The following is a 17,581-nucleotide window of genomic DNA, read 5'->3' as shown; positions in this document are numbered from 1 at the left end:
GGAGCGGTGGTCGCAGCTCACCTTCCGTTCATGTTGCTCCCTCACGATGGCGCCCGCTCCGTGAAACGCATGGTGCGACCGGGGTGCGTCGTGACGGGTGCCCGGCCGCGGCGCCGGCGCACCGTCCTGATGCCCCTGCTGCCCCGCGTGTCGTACATCGCCATCGATTCCCGACCGTCTGGAGACGGACCGCACATGACTGCCCTCACCGCAGACCAGAGTGCCGAACACCTGCCGCGTCCCGCGCGGCTGTCCGATGTCAAGGGCTGGTTCTTCACCGCCGACCAGCTGCTCTTCGACTGGTTCCTGAGCCATCAGCGGGACCGGTCCGAGGCGGGTGACCTGCTCGAACTGGGCGCGTACATGGGCAAGAGCGCGATCTTCCTCGGTGCGCGGCTGGGTGCCGGCGAGCGCTTCACGGTCTGCGACCTGTTCGACTCCCCGGCCGAGGACGCCTCGAACTCGAAGGAGATGGCGAAGTCGTACGCGACGCTGACCCGGCGCGCGTTCGAGGCCAACTACCGTGCGTTCCATGACGAGTTGCCGGTGATCGTGCAGGGGCTGAGCTCGGTGATCCGGGAGCATGTGGCGGACGGCAGTGTGCGGTTCGCGCACATCGACGCGTCGCATCTGTACGAGCATGTGGCGGGCGACATCCTGGCGGTGCGGGAGCTGCTCACCGAGGGCGGTGTGGTGGTGATGGACGACTTCCGCGCGGAGCACTGCCCGGGGGTCGCCGCCGCGACGTGGCAGGCGGTGACGGCGCACGGGCTGCGTCCGATCTGCATCACGGGGACGAAGTTCTACGGCACCTTCGGGGATCCGGGGCCGTACCAGGACGCGCTGCTGGAGTGGCTGACCGCCCGCGGCGACGTGTGGCACGAGGTCCAGCAGGTCAACGACGGACCGCTGATCCGCCTGAGCGCGAAGGGGGCGAAGGAGCCGTCGCATCCGGTGTCGCGGTATGCGGCCTCGGCCGCGGCGCGGGTACCGGAGCGGGCGGCGGCGCGGTCCCCGAAGGCGTCCGCGGCCGGGCCGGTGCGCCCGGAGCGCGGTGCGCTGCGCCGGGTGGCGCGGGATCTGCTGCCGCCGGTGGTGACCCGGGCGATCGTGCGGGCACGGAGGCGGTCGGGCGCCGCGCGGGGCTGAGCGGGGCTCGGTGGCGGCGGGTGTACGGGCCGGAGGCGGCGCTTCCGGGCCCGGCCCGTATTTCCCGGCCGAGGCCCGTACTTCCCGGGGGTGCGGCGGGTTCAGCCCCGCGGCACCTGTCCGACGAGGACGAAGACGTTGGACCGCAGGACCCGCCCGGCGGTCCGCGGCAGCGGGGAGGAGTAGGTGCGCCGGACGGCCAGTCCGGCGGATTCCGCGAAGGCCCGCAGCAGGGTGAAGTCGGTGAAGCGGACGGGCGCCGGGCCGGTGCGGTGGCCGGCCTCCTGCGCGGTGATCAGCACCACCCCGCCGCCGGGCCGTACGAAGGGCACGTAGGCCCGCAGCAGGCCCTCCACCTGCTCGTCGTCCAGGTGCTCCAGGACGTGCGCGGAGAGCAGCGCGTCGAAGGCGCCGGGGCGGGCGTGCGGGCCGGCCAGGAAGGTGTCGGCGGTGTAGGCGGTGAGGCCGCGGGCCCGGCAGCGGGCCACGGACAGCGGGTCGTGGTCGATGCCGACGCTGCCGGGTGCGCAGCCGGCCAGGGTGTCGCCGCTGCCGCAGCCGACCTCCAGTACGCGTCCGGGGCCGATCCGGCGCAGCTGCCGGCGGTAGGGGGGCCGGGCGGGCAGCAGCCGGGCCAGGCCGCCGCGTTCCCGGAGGGCGGGCAGCCGGGCGGTGGAGGCGGCCGGTGCGGTGCCCGCGGGGCGGTGGGGGCGGGGGGTGCGCGCGGTGCCGGGGTCCGGGGCCGCGGCGTCGGGGCTGTCGGTGGCGGCGGAGCTGTCGGTTCGGCCGGGCATCGGGTGCGGTCACCTTCCTGAGGGCGGCGGGCTGCTTGCCGGCGCACGGGCACCGGTCACGCTGTCCCTCGGTCTACGCCATGGCGGGGGGCCGGGCCGGGCCGCCGCACCTTCGCCTCACCCTTTCAGCGCAGACCGGGTGACTGTGCCGCCGATGGACGAGTTGAGGGACGAGTTGGCCGCACCGTCCCGTGGTTCGCCTGTCCGGAAAGGCTTGTCAGCCCATGAAGCCTCGGCTCACCGTCGTCGTCCCGGTCCCTCGCGGCGAAGGGGCCGCGCGCAATGTGGAGGAGTGTCTGGAGTCGGTGGCGGCCCAGACGCTGGACGGGCTGGACGTGGTGCTGGTGGACGACGGTCCCGCGGAGGGGCCGCCGGGGGCGCCGTGGCGGCGGTTCACCGAGCGGGACCCGCGGTTCCGGGTGGTGCACCACGAGGGCGGCGGGCGCGGCGGGGCGCGCAACGCCGGTGCCCGGCACGCCTTTCCGCACACCGGCTATCTGGCGTTCCTCGACCCGGACGACGTGCTGCTGCCGCGCGCGTACGAGGAGTTGTGCGGGCTGCTGGACACGTCGGGGGCGGATCTGGCGACCGGGAGCGTCTACCGGCTGGGGGCGGTGGGGCGCAGTCAGTCGGCGGACCATCCGGTGGGGCGCGAGACGGTGCTGCGCACCCACGTCACCAGGGACCCGTCGCTGCTGGGCGACGGGTTCGTCCGTAACAAGGTGTTCCGGCGGGCGTTCTGGGACCGGCACGAACTGGCTTTTCCGGAGGGGGAGTCGGGCGGGGACGCGGCGGTGTCGCTGCCCGCGCACTTCCTCGCGGAGGCGGTGGACGTGCTGCACGAGCACGTCTGCTACTGGCGGTTGCCGGAGGGTGCGGAGCGGCACCGGCGGCCGACGGCGCAGGGGGTGCGGGACCGGTTCGCCGCGGTGTCCCGGATCCGCGGCTTCCTGGGTGATCCGGCCTTCCCGGAGCGGGGCCGCCACCGGTTCGCTTACGACCGGGCGCAGTTGACGGGCGGGCTGCTGGATCTGGTGGAGGCGCTGCCGGGTGCGGCGCCGGACTGCCGTACCGCGTTCCTGGACTGCGCTCGCGACTTCCTGTCCCGGGTGGATCCGCAGGTGCTGCGGGCGCTGCCGGTGGAGCTGCGGATGCGCTGGTATCTGGTCCGGGCGGGGCGGCTGGCGGACCTGGTGGTGCTGCTGGCGCACGAGGCGCGCAATCCGGCCGGGTTCGCGGTGGCGGGGCCGCCGCTGCGCAAGCGGGCGGTGCTGCCGCCGGAGGTGCCGCTGGAGCTGCCGGCGGGGGTGACGCGGCTGGCCCGGGACGACTTCCCGGTGCGGGCCGAGGTCCGGGAGGCGGTGTGGCGGGAGGGGGTGCTGGTGCTGCGCGGCTGGGCGTATCTGCGCAATCTGCCCGCGGCGGCCCGGCACAGCTATCTGCGGACGGCGGTGCTGACGTGCGGGCGGCGGAGGGTGCTGCTGCCGGTGCGGCCGGTGCTGATGCCGGAGGCGACCGCGGGGTCGGGGCAGGAGCTGCACTGCTACGACTGGGCGGGTTTCGAGCTGCGGCTGGATGCGGCGCGGCTGCGGCGGGGCGGGCTGTGGGAGGAGGGCGAGTGGCGGGTGGGGGTGCTGCTGGTGTCGTCGGGGGTGGTGCGGGCGGCGGCGCTGGGTGCGGCGGACAGCGGGTCGGGGGCCGCGCCGGGTGCGTACGAGGCCGGTGACGGGGTGCGGATCACGCCGGGGTATGCGGACGGGCGGCTGCGGCTGGCGGTGGAGCGGCGGATGCGGCGGCTGGCGGGGCCGCCGGTGGCGGCGGCCGGGGCGGTGGAGGTGACGGTGGCCGCGCCCGGTCCGGCGCCGGCGGCGCTGCGGCTGACGCATCAGGGGACGGGCACGGTGGTGACGTTTCCGGTGGAGGGCGCCGAACCCGGGGCGCCGGACGCGGCGGCGGACGGTGGGGACGGCCGGGTCACCGTCCGGGTGCGGTGCGACGCGCTGGACGCGGCCCGGCCGGCGCGGGACGGCGGGCCCGGGGTGCTGCCGCCGCCGCACACCGAGACCTGGGCGGCCGAGCTGGTGCTGGCCGACGGCGCCGCGGACCCGATCGGCTGCCCGCCCGACACCGCGCCGTTCACCCAACCGCTGCCGCACGGGCGGGAGTTGGTGGTGGCGGCCACCGCGGGCGGCGACCTGGTGCTGCACGACCGGGTCCCGCAGCCGTATGTGGACCGGGTGGTGTGGCGGGCGGACGGCACGCTGCTGGTCGCCGGGGTGCTGCCGGACGCCGCGCCGCAGGCGCCCGAGCTGGTCCTCCGGCACACCGCGCACGCCGTCGAGGCGGCCCTCCCCGCGGTCCACGACGAGGGCCGGTTCCACTGCGCGCTGCCGCTGGCCGCGCTGCCCTCGCACGCCGGGGAGCTGCCGCTGCGCGAGGGCCGCTGGACGCTGCATCTGCGGGAGCGGGGCGCACCCGGCTCGTCGCCGGACGTGCCGGTGCGGTTCGCGCCGTCGGTGCTGGACGGGCTGCCGGCGTCCCGTACGGTGCGCGGCAAACCGTTCGTCCTGGACCGGGTGCGGGGCGACGAGGCGTTCGTGGCGGCCGGTCCGGCGCTGCCGGCCACCGACCGGGGCCCGTACCGGCGCCGGGTGCTGCGCGAGCAGCACTATCCGCTGCACCGCTCGCGTCCGCTGCGCGACACCGTCCTCTACAGCAGCTTCGGCGGCCGGGCGTACGGGGATTCGCCGCGGGCGGTCCATGAGGAGCTGGTGCGGCGGGGGATGGACGTGGAGCATCTGTGGGCGGTGCGGGACGCGCAGTCGGCGGTGCCGCCGACGGCGCGGGCGGTGGTGGTGGGCAGTGCGGCCTGGCACGGTGCGCTGGCGCACAGCCACTGGATCGTGACGAACACGCATCTGCCGCGCTGGTTCGTGCGCCGGGCGGGGCAGCGGGTGATCCAGACCTGGCACGGTACGCCGCTCAAGCGGATCGGGGCCGATCTGGCGGGCACCCTGTGCGCGGGACTGGCGCATCTGGCGCCGCGTCCGCGGCTCGGCCGGCAGTGGAGCGTGCTGCTGTCGCCGAACGCGGCCAGTACGCCGGTGCTGCGGTCCGCGCTGGGCTACTCCGGCAAGCTGCTGGAGACCGGTCTGCCGCGGACCGACGCGCTGCATGCCGCGGACCGCGACGAGGTGGCCGCCGCGGTGCGTGCGCGGCTGGGCGTCGAGCCGGGCCGCACGGCCGTCCTGTACGCGCCCACTCCCCGCGACCACCTGGCGTACGACGCGTCGCACCACCGGCTGCATCTGCCGCTGGACCTGGAGCTGGCCCGCGGTGCGCTGGCCGGCGACCATGTGCTGCTGGTGCGCGGCCACCCGCTGGTCGCCGACCGGCTGCCCGCGCACCATGCCCCGTTCGCGGTCGACGTCTCCGGGTACCCGGACGCGACCGAGCTGCTGCTGGCGGCGGACGTGCTGGTGACCGACTACTCGTCGCTGGCCGCGGACTTCGCCAACACGGGCCGCCCGATGCTGTTCCTGACGCCGGATCTGGCGCACTACCGGGACACGCTGCGCGGTTTCTCGCTGGACTTCGAGGCGCTGGTGCCCGGCCCGCTGCTCTCCTCCACCGGCGAGCTGATCGACGCACTGGGCGATCTGCCGGGGGTCGGCCGGGCGAGCGCGGGCGCGTACGCGGACTTCCGGGAGGCGTTCTGCCACCTGGACGACGGGGGTGCGGCGGGCCGGGTCGCGGAGCTGCTGCTGGAGTGACCGGCGCGGTGCGCCAGGTGCGCGTCCGGATCGGCATCACCCGGGGCCCGCGTCGTTACCGCTTGTGCAGGCGTCGCTGCGGATCCGTTCCCCGCGGGTCACGGCACGGCTCGTTCTCGGCGTCCGGCCGGTCACGAGACGGCAATGTGGCGAAAAACCGAGGCGTCCGGTGCAACCGCTCGGCGGGTTTCGCGCTCTGACTCTGAAGAACTCGGCCCGATCCGCTCGCGCCAAGAGCTGCTGTCGACACGAAATGTAGATTTAGTGACTGTGAATGAAGCCCGTGAGTCACAGCCTGGGCCCACCCTCACGCCCGACGCTCCGGTCAGTGTCGTCGTCATCGCGTTCAACGACGCCGTGCACGTCGCCGACGCGGTGCGCTCCGCGCTCGCGCAGGGGGAGTCCGTCGCCGAGGTGATCGCGGTGGACGACGCCTCCACCGACGGCACCGGCGCCGCACTGGACGCCCTCGCCCGCAGCGAGCCCCGGGTGCGGGTGATCCACCGCGGCCAGAACAGCGGCGGCTGCGGCTCCCCGCGCAACGACGGCGTCCGCGCCGCCACCGGCCGTTTCGTGATGTTCCTGGACAGCGACGACGTGCTGCCGCCGGGCGCGGTCGACGCGCTGCGCTCCGCGGCGCTGCGGCACGACGCCCCGGTCGCCGCCGGCGCCTGCGTGCGCCGCGAGCTGCCCGCCCGCCGCGACGTGCCCTGGCAGCCCGGCATCTACCGCGAGCCGGCCGTGTACGACACCCCCGACGCGGCACCGCAGCTGGTCCGCGACACCCTGTGCGTCAACAAGCTCTACGCGCGCGCGTTCCTCACCGAGCACGCGATCGCCTTCCCCGAGGGCCGCTTCACCTACGAGGACTTCGTGTTCACCGCGCGGGTGCTGGCCGCGGCGCCGAGGATCGCGGTGGTCCCGGACACCGTCTACATCTGGCACGTCCGCCGCGCCGCCGCCAAGCAGTCGATCTCCCTGGACCGCAAGGACGTCGCCAACTGGGAGTCCCGTATCGCGGCGCACCGCACCGTGCTGCGGATCCTCAAGGACGCCGGCCACAAGGCGCTGGCGCACGCCGCGGCCACCAAGTTCCTCGACCACGACCTGCGGATGTACGTCCGCGAGCTGCACACCCGCGGCGCCGACTACCGCGCCGAGTGGTGGCGGCTGACCCGCGACCACCTGGCCTCCTTCGACGAGCCGGAGCTGCGCGCGGCCGGCACCCCGGCCCGCTGGCTCGCCCGGGTCGTCCTGGCCTCCCCCGCGCCCCGCGACCTGGAGCGGCTGACCCAGCTCGCGGCCCGGCCCGGCCGCCTGCTGCCCCCGTACGCCCGGGACGGCGACGGCCGGCCCGTCTGGTCCGCCGACCTGCCCGAGGTCCTCCTGGACGGCCTCGGCGGGGACGAGGCGGGGGCCGGGGCAGGGACCGGGGCCGGTGACGGCGACGACGACGGGGAGTCCGCCGGGCTGCCGGTGGCCGTCGACGCCGAACCGGTCGTCGCCGCCTCCGGCAGCGTGCTCCGGCTCCGGGTCCACGACCTGTACGGCCGGCTGGCCGCCGCCGGGCCCGCGCGCATCGGCGTCGCGCTGCTGCGCCGCCGCGACGACCGCCGCGGCCCGGTGCGCACCGCCGCCCTCACGCCCGCCGCCGACGGCTCCTCCTGGACCGCCGAGGTGCCGCTGGACCTCGCCCCGCTCACCGCGCTGCCCGGCGCCCGCCCGGCCGACCCCGAGCCGTGGGACCTGATGGCCGAGCTGACCTGCGACGACGGCACCACGCTGAGCGCCTCGCTGCGGGCCGTGGGCCCGGGGCTGCGCCGCCGTGTGCTGCTCAGCCCCCGGCAGATGGTGCTGCTCGCCCAGCCCTACGCGACCACCGGCGGCGCCCTGGCGCTGCGCGTCGCCTCCGGCCCGCGCAGCGTCTGGCGGATGGCCGCCCGCCGGCTGGGCCGCTGACCCCGTTTACTTCCCCCGTAGTCTCCCCTGCCTAGGATTGGCGCTATGTCTTACTTGATCACGGGCGGTGCCGGTTACATCGGCTCGCATGTCGTAAGGGCCCTGCGGCAGGCCGGCGAGACGGTCGTCGTCCTCGACGACCTGACGACGGGCGTACGCGCCCGGGTCCCCGAGGGCGTCCCCCTGGTCGTCGGCTCGACGCTCGACCGGGCGCTGCTCGACGCCACCATCGCCGAGCACGGCGTCACCGATGTGGTCCACCTGGCCGCCAAGAAGCAGGTCGGCGAATCCGTCGAGATGCCGCTCCACTACTACCGCGAGAACGTCCACGGGCTGCAGACCCTGCTGGAGGCCATGGCCGCCGGCGGTGTGGGCCGTTTCGTGTTCTCCTCCTCGGCCGCGGTCTACGGCATGCCCGACGTGGACCTGGTGACGGAGGACACCCCCTGCGTGCCGATCAACCCGTACGGCGAGACCAAGCTCGTCGGCGAGTGGATGGCCCGCGCCGCGGGCAGGGCGCACGGCATCAGCACCGCCTGCCTGCGCTACTTCAACGTCGCCGGCACGGCCACCCCCGAGCTGGCCGACACCGGGGTCTTCAACATCGTCCCGATGGTCTTCGAGAAGCTCACCGAGGGCGCCGCCCCGCGCATCTTCGGTGACGACTACGACACCCCCGACGGCACCTGCATCCGCGACTACATCCACGTCGCGGACCTCGCCGACGCCCATGTCGCCGCGGCCCGCAAGCTCGCCGAGCCCGGCCCGGTCCGCGATCTGACCCTCAACATCGGCCGCGGCGAAGGCGTTTCGGTCCGCGAGATGGTCGCGCTGATCGCCGAGATCACCGGCCACGAGGGCGTCACCCCCGAGGTCACCCCGCGCCGCCCCGGCGACCCGGCCCGCGTGGTCGCCGCCGCCGACCGCATCGGGGACGAACTGGGCTGGAAGGCCCACCACGACGTCCGCGACATGATCACCTCGGCCTGGGCGGGCTGGCAGCACCACCACCCCGAGGCCCGGCGCGGCTGACGGCCCGACCGGCGACGGCGTTCCGGCCCCGTCCGCCGGCCGCTCCCCCAAGGGACGGCCGGTGGGCGGGGCCGTTCCGCAGGCGGCCCCACCGCACCGCTCAACCCGCCGTCAGCGCCGAGCCGTTGTGGAGGGTGACACGCACCGGACCTGCGCCGGGATCCGGGGCGTACCGCGGAAACGCGCCCCCGCTGACCTGCAGCCGCACCCGGTGCCCGGCGGCGAAGCGGTGCGCGGCCGACCCCATCGGCACCTCGACCTCCACGGGCGCCTCCGCTGCGTTCCCCGCGTCGCCCGCGTCCCGCAGCCGCACCAGCCCGTCGCACACGTTGACCGACCGGCCCTGCGCGTCCATGTCGCACAGCCGCGCGAAGACATCGGCGCGCCCGCCGCCCTCGACGGTGACCCGCAACCGAGCCAGGACGGGGCCGAGGACCTCCACCGGCCCGGCCAGCGGCTCCCCGGTGAACGTCAGCACGTCCTCGCGGGCCTCCAGCGCGCGGTTGTCCTGGGGCCCGGCGCCCCGGGAGAGCAGCGGCCCACCGACCGACGGGGGCGGCGCGGCCGGGTCGTGGCGGAAGGACGCCGCCGGCCCGGAGTCCGCCGGGGCCTGTCCCACCAGCCGCCCGCCCGGAGCCAGGAACCAGGAGTCCGCCCGGCCCGAGGGCGGCGGCCAGTCCTCAAGATCCCGCCACTCTTCCCGCTCGCCGCCGACGTGCACCCGTACGCGCGTGGGACGCAGTCCGGACGGATCCCCGCACAGGTGCGCCCGCAGCCAGCCGAGGCTCTCCGCGAACACCTCGGGCCAGCCCTGCTGGAACACCGAGTGGTGCGTCCAGGGACCGACGAACAGCGCGGTGTCGCACCCGGCCCGCCGCAGCCGCCCGAACTGCGCCAGGGCCTGTCCGGCGAACACGTCGTGCCACCCGGTGATCACGGCGGTGGGTACGGTCGGGCGGTCCGCCACCGCCGCCAGGGACGCCCCGCGCCAGTACGGGTCGTCGGCGTCCGGATGTTCCAAGACCTCGGCCAGCCACGGCACTTCGCCCACCAGGCCGCCCGTGGACCCGGCGTGCGCCCCGCGCAGCCGGCGCCGCAGCCGCAGCGCCGCCCGCAGGAAGGGCACCGTCCCCCGGTGCTGGTACGTGATGCCGACGCCGGTCACGAGGGCGTTCTCCAGGTGGAACGCCCCGCCTTGGTGGAAGTAGGCGGCGGGGTCGTGGAGCCCGACCTGGACCACCATCGCCCGCAGCTCCGGGGGCGGTTCGGCCGCCAGCGCCCATTGCGTGTACGCCAGGTAGCTCGGCCCGATCGTGCCGAGGGCGCCGGTGAACCACGGCTGCTTCCGCAGCCACGCCACCGCCGCCCGGCCGTCCGCCGCCTCGTTGCGCCACAGGTGGAAGGCGCCGCCCGATCCGCCCGTCCCCCGGCAGCTCTGCACCACCACGTGGAACCCCTGCTCGGCGAAGAGGATCCCGTAGAGCGGCGACCAGGGCAGCCCCCGCCCGTACGGGGACCGCACCAGCAGCGTCGGGAACTCGCCCTCCGCGCAGGGGAAGTAATGATCCGTCAGCAGCGGGCTGCCGTCGGCCGCGGGCGCCACCAGCCCCCGCTCGCACCCCGCCGCGTACGGCCCGGCCGGCACGTTCCGCCATGCCGCCCGCATCCACCGCGACGCCCGCGACGGCACCCCGCCCGGCACGGCGCCGCCCCTCGTCCGCCCGTCCATCGCCGTCCCCCTCCGCCCAGCTCCCTATTCTCGTACTACGTACGAGAATAGCCTACGTGCGGCCGGCTGCTTGGATGGGACAGCTCATGAGCCGCACCCACGAGAGAGGGAACACCGAGCCCGTGCCCGCACCCCGCGACGACCGGCCGCAGGCCGCGCCCGTAGACCCCGAGCAGCTCTGGCTGGCGCCCGACCGGCCCCGGCGCGGGCGGCGCCCCGCCTTCAGCCGCGAGGCGATCACCGCGGCGGCCGTCGCCCTCGCCGACACCGAAGGGCTCGACGCGGTCACCATGCGGCGCGTCGCCGCGCAGGTCGGCGCCGGCGCGATGTCGCTCTACAGCTACGCGCCGGACAAGGAGACGCTCCTGGAGCTGATGGTCGACCACGTCACCGGCGAACTCCCGTTGACCGACCCGCTCACCGGCGACTGGCGCACCGACCTCAAGCACATCGCCCGGCTCCAGCGCGCCCACATGCACCGGCACCCGTGGCTCCCGGCCGCCCTGGGCACCCGCCGGACCCTCGGCCCGCACACCCTGGCCTTCCTGGAACGCGCCCTGGCCGCCCTCGGCCCCACCGGGCTGGACGGCGCCGCCAAGCTGGAGGTCTTCAGCCTCCTCACCGGTTTCGTCGCCTCGCACGTCAGCCACGAACTCACCCGGTCCGCCGCCCACTCCCCCGACCGTGCCGCCGCCGAGGCCCGCTACCTCACCGTCGTCGCCGCCGACGGCCGGCACCCCGAACTCGCCGCCGCCCTCGCCGCCCCGGGCCGCCCGCCGACCCCGGACGCCACCTTCGCCCGCTTCCTGGACCGGCTGGTGGACGGGCTGGACACGGAACCCGGGGCGGGCGGCGGCGAGGTCCTCAGCTCGCGGTGACCTGCCGCCACGGGCGGGCGAAGTCGTGCAGGGCTCGCCGCGCGGACGCCGCGATCACCGGTTCGCTCTCCGGGGTCCCGGCGGGGTGGAGCTGATGGTCGACCCCGGGCAGGACTCGCAGTCCGGGGCCGGTGGTACGGGCCCCGGCGAGGGCCGTCAGCAGTGCCGGCGTGGTGCGGCAGGGCACCTTGGCGTCGGCCGTGCCGCAGGTGACGACCGTACGCGTGCCGGGCGCGACGCTCCGGGCGACGGCCGGCGGGTAGACGGCGTCGTCGCTGCGGACGAAGTCCGCGTTGACCGGGCCGAAGATGCCGTTGAGGAGGGCGGACACGGACGGCAGCAGCCCCGAGGTGTCCACCGGGCGCCCGGCACGGAAGTCCGCGATGGCGCGGGCCACACCCTTCTTGTTCAACTGCGCCTGCCGCGCGGTGAGTTGCCCGGCCACGACCATGCGGTCCAGCCCCGCCGCCAGCTGGTCGTCGAACATGTCCAGAATCCGCAGGTCCTGCGGGGCGATCAGCGCGAGCCCGGCGGGCTTCGCCCGCACGGCGCGGTCGACGAGCAGGGCCTGGAGGCCGCCCTCGCTGTGCCCGACCCCGAGCAGCGCGTGCGGGTCGGCTTCCGGCTGGGCACGCAGGGCGTTGTACGCGGCGACGGCCTGGCGGGTGTAGGCGGCCATGTCGGGCGCGCTGTGCCGCCCGCCCAGCCCCGTCCGCCCGGTGCCGTACTTGTCGAACCGCAGGCTCATCACGCCGTCCTCGCCGAGGACACCCGCCATCAGGGCCAGGGTGTGCGGGGTGGAGACGGGCGGCTGGTCGCCGTTGCGGTCGGTCGGGCCGCTGCCGGGGATCAGCAGCGCCGCGGCGAGTCTGCGGCCCGCGCGGTGGGCGGGTATGTGCACCGTGCCGTACGCGGTGGTGCCGTCCGCGGTGAAGCGGACCTCGCGGTCCACGGCGGGTAAGAGGGCGGCTCGGGAAGCCGCGGACGCCTCGGCCACGCCTGACACCGGCCCGGCCGTGGCGACGGCGACCGCCGCCAGGAGCACGGCGAGCATCCTGCCGCGCCTGGGGGTTCGCGAACGCATGAGATCTCCCTGCGAGTTGAAGCATTGTTATAGCTTTTATAGAACAATGCGCGTCGCGAAGTGCGGGAAACGCGTCAAGAACACGACAGGGACGCGGCCGGGCACCCGCACGGGCCGGGAAGGACCGGTGGAACCCGCGTATCCACGCCCCGGAAGAGCAACACCCGTGCCGGCCGACCGGCTTGGGCTCACGCCCGCGGTCGCCCCGGCCACATCGAGACCCTGCCCCGCACGCCCGTAAGTGCCGCGGCCGCCCGCGCCCCGGTCCGCACGGCGTCGGCGGCCCGGGACCCGAACCCGCCTGCGGACACAGGGGCCTTGGTGGTCACGTGGCCACCGAACTCGTCACCCCCGGCGCCCCGGCCTTCGCGGCACCGTGAGGGTCAACGGGGTGCGGCCGTCCGGGGCGCGGACCGGGAGTTCGCGGCGGAGGGCGCCGGCGGTGAGGCGGAGGGCGACGCGCCAGGTGCCGGGCGGGCCGCCGCGGAGGCGGGCGTGGGCGCGGTAGCGGTCGCCGGCGGCGCGTTCGACGGTGGTGCGCAGGACCACGGTGCGGGTGGCGTCGCGGAGGATCAGCCGGAGGTCGGCGTCGGCGGGGCAGCCGGGGAGGGTGAGGCCCGCGGCGAGGGTGGTGCGGCCGAGGCGGGTGCGGGTGGCGCTGCCGTGCAGGTCGGCGCCGAGCGGCCGGCGGGCGCCGTCGTGGTCCAGGTCGAGGTGGAGGTGACCGTGCGGGGTGGAGAGGAAGAGTGCGGCGACGGTGGGGCCTTCGGGGCCGTGGCTGATGATGTGCGGCGCCAGGTCGGTGCCCTCCTCCCCGGCCTCCGGGCAGAGCCACGCCTCCCGCCGTACGCCGGAGGTTTCGGGACGCGCTCCGGGTCTCTCTCCGGGAGTCTCGGGGCCCTCGCCGGACGGTGCGTGCCGCGGGCCGGCCGGCCCGGCCGCGGAGGTGGCGGCCGGGGCGTCGTGGTCCCGGGCGGTGACCGCGACCTTCAGCCCCCAGATGCCGTCGGCCAGCGGTTCGCCGCCGGCCGCGGTCGCCGGGTCGAGGGCCGCGTGCCAGCGGCCGTCGGTGTGGTCGGCGCGGACGGCGAGCTGGGCGCCGCTGCGGCGGAGGAGGATGTCGACGGTGTCGGCGCCGAGGGTGGGGAGGGTGGCGGTGCCGTGCAGGTGGAGGACGCCGCCGACCCAGGCGACGCCGGTCAGGCGCTGCTGTATGCCGATGCGGTCGGTGAGGTCGTAGAGCGCGTCCGGTATGGGGTGGTCCGGGTCGCGGAAGTAGGGGTACGCGGCGTAGGCGCGGCCGTCGGCGATGCGGGGCGGGCCGGGTTCGGTGCCGGTGTCGGCGCGGAGGATCGCGGCGAGTTCGGTGTCGAGGCCGGCGCGGAGGCAGTGGGCGCGCAGCCGGAGTCGGGGCGGGAGGGCGGCGAGGACGCCGTCGGTGAGGTAGCGCTCGACGAGGGGGCGGGCGGCGTCGGCCATGGCGCGCCGGCCGGTCTCGTCGCGGGCGAGGTAGGCGGCCGCGAACGGCATGAGTATCTCGCCGTGGAAGTGCCGGACCAGGAGCTTGTCGCGGTCCGGGCCGGGCGGGACCTCGGCGGCGAGGCCGTCGAGGACGGTGCCGATGTAGCCGAGGTATTCGGGCCAGTCGAGGTCCTGGCGGGAGGCGTTGCTGTCGTCCTCGCGGCCGTGCAGGTAGTAGCAGTCGTAGTCGGCGTGGACCGAGACGGTGCCGGCGCGGAGCAGGGCGGCGATGCCGAAGGGCAGGTCCTCGCCGAGCAGCCGGCCCTCGACGAAGCGCAGCCGGTGCTCCTCGATGAAGGAGCGGCGGAAGAGCTTGTAGGCGGCCAGGGTCCAGTAGACGGGTGAGTCGAAGACCGAGACGCGGGCGGAGGAGGTGCGCAGGTCGACGGGGGCGCCGCGGCCGCCCGCGCCGACGATGCGGCCGTAGACGATGTCGGAGCCGTGCTCCTCGGCCGTCCGGATGAGGCGGTCCAGCGCCTCGGCGCCGAGGTGGTCGTCGGAGTCGAGGAAGAAGACGTACTCGCCGGTGGCGCGGTCCAGGCCGACGTTGCGGGGCCGGCCGGCGCCGCCGGAGGCCGGCTGGCGGACGACGGTGAGGTTGGGGTGGGTGCGGGCGGCCTCTTCCAGCCAGGCGGCGCTGTCGTCGGTGGAGCCGTCGTCGACCGCGATGATCTCGATGCGGCGCTGGTCGAGCGTCTGGGTGAAGACCGAGCCGAGGCTGCGGTCCAGGTAGCGGCGGGTGTTGTGGACCGGCACGATCACGGTGACGGCCGGTGCCGCGGGGGCCGGGCCGGTACGGGCCCCGGTCGCGGGGTGGTCGGAGTTGTCGGACACGGGAACCGTGGCCTCCGTTCGTTTCCTGCGGGTCCTCGCCCTATCCCGCCCCCATCGGAGTAAAGCGAACTATTGAGACATCCGGCTATATAACGGTGGTTTGACTGTCTGCCGACTGGGAGGAGTGCCGGTGAACCCGACGCCTTCCGCACCCCAAGAGGGGGTCCGGGCCTCGAAGGTTGCCCTGGGGGCACGCATCGGGGCGAGCGCCACACCGGCCGGCGGGGTGCTGCGGCGGGCCGCGGCGCCGGGGCTCGCGGCGCTGCTGTCCATGGGGGCGTACTGCCTGGCGCTGGCGGTCTACGGCAGCTATCCGTTCGGCGCGCGCTCCCGTGCGGTCAACGATCTGGGCAATCAGTTCGTGCCCTTCCACGCCCGGCTGTGGGACCTGATGCACGGGACCGGGCACGGCGACCTGTTCTTCAATTGGGGCAGTGGGTACGGCGTCCCGTTCCTGGCGGACTTCTTCACGTATCTCATGAATCCGTTCTCCTGGCTCGTGGGGCTGTTCCCGCGGGCTCTGGTGGACCTGCCGGTGTTCCTGGTGACGCTGCTGAGCATCGGGCTGGGCGCCGCGCTGATGACCGTCCTGCTGGGGCGGCTGCATCCGGGGGCCGGCGTGCCGCGGGCGCTGCTGGCGGTCGGGTACGGGCTGTGCGCCTGGGTGCTGAACGACGGGTACGCCGATCCGATGTGGATGTGGGGGCTGGTCTCGCTGCCGCTGACCGGCATCGCGGCGGACTGGTGCCTGCGGCGGGTGCGGTGGGTGGCGGGCACGCTGCTGGTCGCCGCCGCCTGGGCGGGGAACTTCTACACGGCGGCGATGGCCACCCTGGCGACCGGGCTCGTCCTGGCGCTCCGGCTGGCGACGGCCCGCGATCTGCCGCCGGGCGGGCGGCTGCGGGTGGTGGGGCGGGCCGCCTCCATGGCGGCGGTCGGTGTGCTGCTCGCGGCGCCGGTGCTGACCGTCACCCTCAAGGCGAGCCGGGCCGCCCAGCCGCCGCCCGAGGCGGTCTACCGGGGCCGGCCGCCGCTGGCGACCCTGCTGGCGCAGCTGCTGCCGGGCGGGCACGGCGGGGTGCCGGCGCCCAACGTCTTCATCGGGGTGCTGGGGCTGCTGCTGGTGGCGGCCTTCCCGTTCGTGCGGGCGGTGCCGGTGCGGACGCGGATCGGGTGGACGGCACTGGCCGCGGCGATCGGCGCCTCGTTCGTCTGGAGGCCGACGATCCTGTTGTGGCACGGCTTCGCCCTGCCCAACGGGAGCGCGTTCCGCGCCGCCTTCGTACTCAGCGGGGTGCTGGTGATGATCGCCTGGCTGGCGCTGGCGCACCGGCCGCGGGCCGCGGAGCTGGCGGCGGGGGCGGCGGCGGTGGCGGTGCTGGCGTGGTGGTGCCGCGGGCAGGGGGCGGTGGGCCCCTCGACGTGGATCGTGGTGGCGGGCGGCGGCACGGTGACGCTGGGGGTGCTGACGGGGCTGGCACGGTGCGCCGGGCCCCCGCCCCCCGGCGCGCGGGGCCGGACCCGGACCGCGCTGACCGCCGTGCTGGCCGGCACCGTCGTGCTCGGCTCGGCGTACACCGCGTTCTCCGTGACGGCCGTCCGGGACAAGATCCCGTTCTTCCAGCCGAAGCTGACGCTGACCGCGGGGGCGCTGGCCACCCGGCGGGGGCTGGCCGCCCGGGACGACTGGCCGCGCTCCCGTACGGATCCGGGGCCGCACGAGTTCGCCAACAACGATCCGCTGCTGATCGGCGGCGAGGGCGGCGCGTACTACAGCAGCTACGTGCCCGCGGCCACCGCCCGCGCGCTGCACGGCCTGGGCGCCGGCTGGTACATCCGCGGCCGGCACGCGCTGAGCTTCGAGGACCCGGTGGGGCAGGCGCTGATGGGGGTCAGCAGCCACCTCGCGGAGCCGCCGGGGGGCGGTCCGCGCGGCCGGTACACGGTGCGGCACGGGCGGCCGGCGCCGCTGCTGACCGTCCGGCGGGGCCCGCTGCCGGGGCCGGGCGGCGGCCCGGACACCGTCTTCGCCCGCCAGGAGCGGGCGCTGGGCGCCGCCGTCTACGAGGTGCCGCGGCTGACGCCCGCCGGGGGCCCGGCGCCGGAGCGGGCCCCGGGCGGCTGGACGCTGCCGCCCGCACCGCGGCCCGCGGGGACCGGCCGGGCGGCGGGCGGGGGGACCGTCTTCGCCGCGCGGTGCGCCCCCGGCAGCACCGCCGTCTGGTACGCGCCCTGGTTCACCGGGGAGGTCAGCGGGCTGGGCGTGACCACCCGAGGCGACGGGCGGTGGGACGTGACGGCGAACCCGGTGCGGCAGCTGGGCACGGTGCCGGCCGGCGGCGCGGTGTCCGTACGGTTCACCGGGCTCGGCGGGCAGTACGTCCCCGAGCACGCGCTCGGCTGCGTCGCGCCGGACCGGCTGGCCGCGGCGGTGCGGGCCGCGCGGGGCCCCGTCACGCTCACCGCGGGCGGGCACACGCTGACCGCCGTGCTGCCCCGCGGCAGCGGCGGCACCGCCGTTCTCGCGCTGCCCGCCGTTGCCGGATGGGGCTGTTCGGTGGACGGCGGGCCGCTCCGCGCGCCGCGGTCCTTCGGCGGGCTGCTGGCCGTCCCGCTGGGCCGGGCGGCGTCCCGGCTGTCGTGCACGTACGTCCCGCAGGGCCTGAAACCGGGGCTGGCGGCGAGCGGAGCGGGGGTGCTGGCGCTGGCCGCGGTGGCCGCCGGGGCCGCCCGCCGGGCCCGCCGGCGCCCTATACCACTAATTCACCCGAATCATGAGTTTTCGCCCGATTCGTAGAATGAACTTCCAGGGGACGGCCCTCGACCGT

General features: G+C 75.8%; 10 protein-coding genes. 6 read left to right on the top strand and 4 right to left on the bottom strand.

The window, feature by feature from the left end; all coding sequences use genetic code 11:
- Window positions 1-195: 195 nt before the first annotated feature.
- Complete coding sequence (locus tag GR130_RS04615) at window positions 196-1,149, top strand: class I SAM-dependent methyltransferase (RefSeq protein WP_159503511.1); 954 nt, start codon at window positions 196-198, stop codon at window positions 1,147-1,149.
- Window positions 1,150-1,250: 101 nt separating this feature from the next.
- On the opposite strand, the gene GR130_RS04610 is transcribed toward GR130_RS04615, so the two are convergent.
- Window positions 1,251-1,943, bottom strand: a complete 693-nt coding sequence (locus tag GR130_RS04610) for a class I SAM-dependent methyltransferase (protein WP_159503510.1) — start codon at window positions 1,941-1,943, stop codon at window positions 1,251-1,253.
- Window positions 1,944-2,167: 224 nt separating this feature from the next.
- Here GR130_RS04610 and GR130_RS04605 point away from each other — a divergent pair, with 224 nt between their 5' ends.
- The 3 genes from GR130_RS04605 (at window position 2,168) to galE (ending at window position 8,707) form a co-directional block, all read left to right on the top strand.
- On the top strand, window positions 2,168-5,716 hold the full coding sequence (locus GR130_RS04605) for a bifunctional glycosyltransferase/CDP-glycerol:glycerophosphate glycerophosphotransferase (RefSeq protein ID WP_159503509.1): 3,549 nt from the start codon (window positions 2,168-2,170) through the stop codon (window positions 5,714-5,716).
- Between the two features lie 270 nt (window positions 5,717-5,986).
- Complete coding sequence (locus GR130_RS04600) at window positions 5,987-7,675, top strand: glycosyltransferase family 2 protein (protein ID WP_236572796.1); 1,689 nt, start codon at window positions 5,987-5,989, stop codon at window positions 7,673-7,675.
- A gap of 45 nt (window positions 7,676-7,720) precedes the next feature.
- Window positions 7,721-8,707 (top strand): UDP-glucose 4-epimerase GalE, encoded by a 987-nt coding sequence (galE, locus tag GR130_RS04595; RefSeq protein ID WP_159503507.1) that lies wholly within the window; start codon window positions 7,721-7,723, stop codon window positions 8,705-8,707.
- 100 nt (window positions 8,708-8,807) lie between these two features.
- On the opposite strand, the gene GR130_RS04590 is transcribed toward galE, so the two are convergent.
- Window positions 8,808-10,436 carry a CocE/NonD family hydrolase gene (locus GR130_RS04590; RefSeq protein ID WP_443043574.1) on the bottom strand — a complete coding sequence of 543 codons (1,629 nt, stop codon included), beginning with the start codon at window positions 10,434-10,436 and terminating at the stop codon, window positions 8,808-8,810.
- A gap of 74 nt (window positions 10,437-10,510) precedes the next feature.
- Here GR130_RS04590 and GR130_RS04585 point away from each other — a divergent pair, with 74 nt between their 5' ends.
- Window positions 10,511-11,314 (top strand): TetR/AcrR family transcriptional regulator, encoded by an 804-nt coding sequence (locus GR130_RS04585; RefSeq protein WP_443043573.1) that lies wholly within the window; start codon window positions 10,511-10,513, stop codon window positions 11,312-11,314.
- Here the strand turns inward: GR130_RS04585 and GR130_RS04580 are convergent.
- The gene (locus GR130_RS04580; RefSeq protein ID WP_236572794.1) at window positions 11,301-12,398 is read right to left on the bottom strand and encodes an alpha/beta hydrolase; all 1,098 of its coding nucleotides are present in this window, start codon (window positions 12,396-12,398) and stop codon (window positions 11,301-11,303) included. The genes GR130_RS04585 and GR130_RS04580 overlap by 14 nt on opposite strands.
- Before the next feature lie 345 nt (window positions 12,399-12,743).
- The gene (locus GR130_RS04575; protein ID WP_159503505.1) at window positions 12,744-14,753 is read right to left on the bottom strand and encodes a glycosyltransferase family 2 protein; all 2,010 of its coding nucleotides are present in this window, start codon (window positions 14,751-14,753) and stop codon (window positions 12,744-12,746) included.
- A gap of 130 nt (window positions 14,754-14,883) precedes the next feature.
- On the opposite strand from GR130_RS04575, the gene GR130_RS04570 reads away from it, so the two are divergent.
- A complete protein-coding gene (locus GR130_RS04570; RefSeq protein WP_159503504.1) occupies window positions 14,884-17,550 on the top strand; it encodes a YfhO family protein in 2,667 nt (888 codons plus the stop codon).
- Window positions 17,551-17,581 lie beyond the last annotated feature (31 nt).

It is taken from the genome of Streptomyces sp. GS7 (assembly GCF_009834125.1).
In the GTDB taxonomy this organism is placed as follows: Bacteria; Actinomycetota; Actinomycetes; order Streptomycetales; family Streptomycetaceae; genus Streptomyces.
Note: the sequence above shows the minus strand (reverse complement) of the source record. Positions and strands in the feature narration are given on the sequence as shown.

What these genes read in the sequence shown, in the direction of transcription:
- GR130_RS04590 (WP_443043574.1), bottom strand. Translation starts at nt 10,436, where the DNA reads ATGGACGGGCGGACGAGGGGCGGCGCCGTGCCGGGCGGGGTGCCGTCG.
- GR130_RS04605 (WP_159503509.1), top strand. Translation starts at nt 2,168, where the DNA reads ATGAAGCCTCGGCTCACCGTCGTCGTCCCGGTCCCTCGCGGCGAAGGG.
- galE (WP_159503507.1), top strand. Translation starts at nt 7,721, where the DNA reads ATGTCTTACTTGATCACGGGCGGTGCCGGTTACATCGGCTCGCATGTC.
- GR130_RS04580 (WP_236572794.1), bottom strand. Translation starts at nt 12,398, where the DNA reads ATGCGTTCGCGAACCCCCAGGCGCGGCAGGATGCTCGCCGTGCTCCTG.
- GR130_RS04585 (WP_443043573.1), top strand. Translation starts at nt 10,511, where the DNA reads ATGGGACAGCTCATGAGCCGCACCCACGAGAGAGGGAACACCGAGCCC.
- GR130_RS04615 (WP_159503511.1), top strand. Translation starts at nt 196, where the DNA reads ATGACTGCCCTCACCGCAGACCAGAGTGCCGAACACCTGCCGCGTCCC.
- GR130_RS04610 (WP_159503510.1), bottom strand. Translation starts at nt 1,943, where the DNA reads ATGCCCGGCCGAACCGACAGCTCCGCCGCCACCGACAGCCCCGACGCC.